The sequence below is a fragment of the Trebonia sp. genome, assembly GCF_049794275.1.
In the GTDB taxonomy this organism is placed as follows: Bacteria; Actinomycetota; Actinomycetes; order Streptosporangiales; family Streptosporangiaceae; genus Trebonia.
Genome location: NZ_JBARCR010000323.1, coordinates 1 through 4,534, shown reverse-complemented (window position 1 = coordinate 4,534; position 4,534 = coordinate 1). Strand labels below are relative to the sequence as shown.

The 4,534-nt window shown below is 69.5% G+C and carries 5 protein-coding genes; 2 read left to right on the top strand and 3 right to left on the bottom strand.

Annotated features, from left to right (window positions below; translation table 11 throughout):
* Positions 1-257 (top strand): VIT1/CCC1 transporter family protein (locus tag WA805_RS08975; protein WP_425242109.1); only part of this gene is annotated, 257 nt, incomplete at its 5' end.
* Between the two features lie 28 nt (positions 258-285).
* On the opposite strand, the gene WA805_RS08970 is transcribed toward WA805_RS08975, so the two are convergent.
* On the bottom strand, positions 286-780 hold the full coding sequence (locus WA805_RS08970; protein WP_422276901.1) for a nitroreductase/quinone reductase family protein: 495 nt from the start codon (positions 778-780) through the stop codon (positions 286-288).
* Positions 781-859: 79 nt separating this feature from the next.
* Between WA805_RS08970 and WA805_RS08965 the strand changes: the two genes are divergently transcribed.
* Positions 860-1,741: a sigma-70 family RNA polymerase sigma factor gene (locus tag WA805_RS08965; RefSeq protein WP_422287675.1), complete on the top strand. Its 882-nt coding sequence runs from the start codon at positions 860-862 to the stop codon at positions 1,739-1,741.
* Between the two features lie 22 nt (positions 1,742-1,763).
* On the opposite strand, the gene WA805_RS08960 is transcribed toward WA805_RS08965, so the two are convergent.
* Positions 1,764-3,110 carry a DUF2252 domain-containing protein gene (locus WA805_RS08960; protein WP_422276897.1) on the bottom strand — a complete coding sequence of 449 codons (1,347 nt, stop codon included), beginning with the start codon at positions 3,108-3,110 and terminating at the stop codon, positions 1,764-1,766.
* A gap of 43 nt (positions 3,111-3,153) precedes the next feature.
* Positions 3,154-4,365: an amidohydrolase family protein gene (locus tag WA805_RS08955; protein WP_425242108.1), complete on the bottom strand. Its 1,212-nt coding sequence runs from the start codon at positions 4,363-4,365 to the stop codon at positions 3,154-3,156.
* Between the last annotated feature and the right edge of the window lie 169 nt (positions 4,366-4,534).

The following is a 4,534-nucleotide window of genomic DNA, read 5'->3' as shown; positions in this document are numbered from 1 at the left end:
CCGCCGCCGCTTCGGCGCTGTCATTCACCTCCGGTGCCCTGCTGCCGATGCTGGCCATCCTGCTGCCTCCGGCCACCCTGCGGGTCCCGGTCACTTTTGCCGCCGTCCTGATCGCGCTCGCCCTGACTGGCGCCCTCAGCGCCCGCCTGGGCGGCAGCGACGTGCGCCGCGCCGTCCTGCGGGTCGTTGTCGGCGGGGCACTCGGCCTGGCCTTCACCTACGGCGTCGGGCACCTGTTCGGCACCGCCATCCACTGATGACGAGTCCGCCGCCGTCATGATGTGGTCAGCGCGGTGTCAGCCGGAAGGCGCGAGCCCCCGCCGCCCAGGCTTGGCGCAGGTCGGCCGGTACGGGGTTGCCGCCCTGGTCGAAGCCGATGTCGTTGAACTTGGCGAAGGCGTGGTTGTCGCGCGCCATGACGGCGTACGCGTCGACGACCTCCCGCTCGTCAGCCAGGACCAGGACGTCGGCGAGCCGCCGGCGGCCCTTGAGCCGGATCGTCACCGCCTCTCCCGTGCGGAGGTTGCGGCCCCAGCCGAAGGGACTGCCGATGAGGAGGTCCCCTTCGTGCCTGGTGTAGGCGACCGGCACCGCGTAGCGCCGCCCGGACTTGCGGCCGGTGACGTACACGGTGACAAGCCGGCGGCCGGCGAGCCGGCTCAGCAGCGGCGTGCGCAGCAGCCCCCGGACGATCCGGTTCACCAGGTTCTGCGCCTTGAGGGTCTGCGCCCGCGGGGCCGGCGCCGCCATCGGGCGCCCCGTCACCGGCTGATCGGTCATCTGCTGCTCCTCTCGTTGTTACCTCGATCCCGTTCGGATCGTCTATGGGTATGACGGTCGTCGGCGGAGGAAGGTAACAGTGGACACCACAGACTGGCCGGCGGCGGAGTTCCAGGCGCACCGCGCGCACCTGCGGGCGGTGGCCTACCGGATGCTCGGTTCGCTGACCGAGGCGGACGACGCGGTGCAGGAGGCCTGGCTGCGCCTGACCAGAACCGACGCCGGTGACGTGCGGAACCTGCGCGCCTGGCTGACCACCGTCGTGTCCCGTGTCTGCCTGGACATGCTGCGGACCCGGATGGCACGCCGCGAGGACCCGCTCGACGTGCACGTGCCGGACCCGGTCGTCACCTCCGCCGCGGATGATCCCGAGCAGCATGCGCTGCTGGCCGACTCGGTCGGTCTCGCGCTGCTGGTCGTCCTCGACACGCTGTCTCCTGCCGAGCGGCTCGCCTTCGTCCTGCACGACATCTTCGCCGTCCCGTTCGAGCAGATCGGGCCCGTCCTGGACCGTTCCCCGGCTGCCGCCAAGCAACTGGCCAGCCGGGCCAGGCACCGGCTAGCCGGCACTACTGCCTCAGCCGCGGCCGATCCCGCCAGGCAGCGCGCGGTGGCCGCCGCCTTCCTGGCCGCCGCCCGCGGGGAGGACTTCGAGGGCCTGCTGGCCGTCCTCGACCCGGATGTGGTGCTCCGCGCCGACGCGGGCGCCGGCCCGCTAGGCCCGTCCCGGCTGGTCCGCGGCGCACCGGAGGTAATCGCCACCGCGCGCCTTTTCTCGCCCCTGGCGCGCTTCGCCCGCCCGGTGCTCGTTAACGGCGCCCCGGGTTTCCTCATCGTGCGCGGCGGCCAGCCCTTCGCCCTGATCGGCATGGCCATCCGCGACGACAAGATCACCGAGATCGACATCCTCGCCGACCCGCACCGCCTCAGCCAGCTGGACCTCACCGGCCTGATCGACTGATCCGCGAGTTGAAGCAGCGTCGTCACCCCGGCTGGCTCTGGATGGCGCCAGCGTCAATAGCGCGGACAAGCTGCGCGTGGTCGCGTTCGTTCTGATCGGCGTACTTGCCGGCGAACCGGCTGATCGCGGCGGTGAACTTGGATCCCTTCCCGATGTAGCCCGCGATGGCTGCCGCGTCCCCGGTGCGGGCGTGCGCCCGGGCGAGCGTCTCACCGCAGGCGGTGGCGAACTCGGCGAGCCGTGGAGCGATCAGCGCGGTCGTCGGGATGATCTTCATGTCGCGGAACTGCCGCACGTAGTAGTCCCTCCCGCTCATTGAGCCCCAGCCGACGAATATGTCGGTGGCGCTCTGGATCAGCCGCTTGCCGCTGATCACCCGGGCGCCGTGGGTGTCGTGGCGGCTGGGGGCGGCGTGGGCCTCGTACACGGACGGCCCGGCCTGTTTGACTTGCAAGAAGAGCGGGTCAGTGCCCGACCGGCCTTCCATGAGCACCAGGTACACCCGCATGCCGACGCTGCCCACCCCCACCACCTGGCGGACCATGTCGGTCTCGGTGAAGCGGTCGAAGAGGGTCCGCCTGTCTTCCTGCAGGGTCAGCCGGTACTCGGCCAGGAACTGGCCGACCAGCTCGGCTTGTTCCGCGTCGCTCATCGTGACCCGGACCGGAGGCTCCACGGTTATCCGCGGACGCCCGCCGGCCATGTTCGTGAGCTTGGCGAACGCGCCCTGGCTCGTGCGGCGCTCCCGCTTTTTCTCGATGTGCACGGAAACCCGCCCGCGGTCCGCGGGCTCGAAATAATCGATGAGGCTGTCCACGTGGGTGCCGTCGTACCAGAGGCCGAGTTCGGGCATCGAGGTGTACCCGTGCATCCGACGGCAGTAGGCCTGGACGCCCGCCGTCACCGCGGCGGCGGCCCTGGCCGGCTCGAGCCCGCTGTCGCGGCCCGCCACGACGAGGCTGGCAGCGAAACGCTTGACGTCCCAGTCAAATGGCCCGGGCAGGGTCTCGTCGAAATCGCGCAGGTCGAAAGACAAGTTGCGTTCCGGCGTGGCCCACAGGCCGAAGTTCAGCACGTGGGCGTCACCGCAGAGCTGCACCGTCAGCCCGCTGTTGGGCTGTGCGGCCAGGTCGGCGGCCATGACCGCGGCCGCGCCCCGGTAGTAATTCCACGGCGAGGCTGCCATGCGGTAATGCCTGATCGGGACGAGTTCAGGGACCCGGATCTTGTTCTGGGCCAGGATCGTGTCCAGCGCGTCGTGCCCGCGATCTTCCTCGGCCCAGGATGCGAGCGCGCTCCGGGGTGTTCTCTTCCTGGCGGCTTTTCCTGACGCCCGTCTTTCGCCGACCGTCGCCCGCAGGTCAGGCATCGAACTTCACCCCATCCAGACCACGGTGAACATTAGGCAAAGACTAAACCTGACCGCGCACCAGCCTGCCGCCGGAGTACACCGCGCGGATGTTGTCCTTGAAATGGGCAAAGTCAACTGGGTCACCGGCGAGGACGACGATGTCCGCGAGCTTGCCGGGGGCGAGCGTCCCGGAGTCGGCGTGGACCTCGAGTAGCTCGGCGGCCGAACTCGTCGTCGCGACCAGCACCTCCTGCGGAGTCATGCCGCCAGCGGCCATCAGCGCCAGCTCGCGGAGATTGCTGCCGTGCGGCCCGACGCCGCTGTCGGTTCCCATCGCGACCTTGACGCCCGCCGCTACCGCGGCGGCAAACGACGCGTTGTGAGCGTCAATGACGGCTTCGGCCTTGGCCACCACGCCGTCCGGCAACTGCGCGCCGTTCTTGGCCGCTTCCACCACGCTGACGGGCGCTATGAGCGTCGGGACCAGCCACGTTCCCGCCTCCAGCATCATCGCGATCGCCTCATCGTCGAGGTAGATTCCGTGCTCGATCGACCGGACGCCCGCCCGCACGGCGGCCTTGATGCCGTCGGTCGCCTGGGCGTGCGCCATCACCGGCAGCCCGGCGGCGGTGGCCTCGGCCATCAGCGCCGCCAGCTCGTCGGGCCGGAAGTGAGCGTGCCTGGGATTGTCGCGCGGCGATAGCACCCCGCCCGATGTGCAGACCTTGATCACGTTGGCCCCGGCGCGAACGATCTCCCTGACGCGCTTGCGCATCTCCTCCGGGCCGTCCACGATTCCCGGAGGCCGGCCGGGATGGCTGACCTGCAGCGGCGCGAGCATGCCGGACGGCAGCCAGCCGTCCCCGTGGCCCGCCGTCTGGCTCAGGATCGTGATCGCGATGCGCAGTCGCGGCCCCTCGATGAGGCCGTCGTCGACCGCGTGCTGAATGCCGAGATCCGCTCCGCCCGCGTCCCGGACGGTGGTGATACCGCAGTCGAGCGTGGCGGCAAGGTTGCGCACTGCCTCGTAGAACTGGTAGGAGAACGGCCGCTGGAGACGCCGCAGGAAGTCGGTGCCCGAGCTGGTCACGTGCACGTGACAGTCGAACAGGCCAGGAAGCAGCGTGCACCCGGCGACATCCACGCCGTCGTCGCCGTCCAGCCCGCTGCCCACTGCTACGATGCGCCCGTCCTCGAACGCCATGTCACCATCGGCGATCGGGCTGCCGGTGCCGTCGAAGATGCGCCCGCCGTAAAGCACTGTCCTGCTCATCCGCTACTGCTCCTTCTCGTCTCGCACAGCCACGATGTAACCTACAGCGCGATCCATCGATTACCCCCCGGAAGCCCCGGCTCATGACGCGGTAACCGGGAATGATTTTCATTAACGAGTTGTTCTAAAAAACATGAGTCACAGCACACTTCGTCCCGTCATCAAGCTC

Coding starts and splice junctions, on each gene's coding strand:
- WA805_RS08960 (WP_422276897.1), bottom strand. CDS start 3,110: ATGCCTGACCTGCGGGCGACGGTCGGCGAAAGACGGGCGTCAGGAAAA.
- WA805_RS08970 (WP_422276901.1), bottom strand. CDS start 780: ATGACCGATCAGCCGGTGACGGGGCGCCCGATGGCGGCGCCGGCCCCG.
- WA805_RS08955 (WP_425242108.1), bottom strand. CDS start 4,365: ATGAGCAGGACAGTGCTTTACGGCGGGCGCATCTTCGACGGCACCGGC.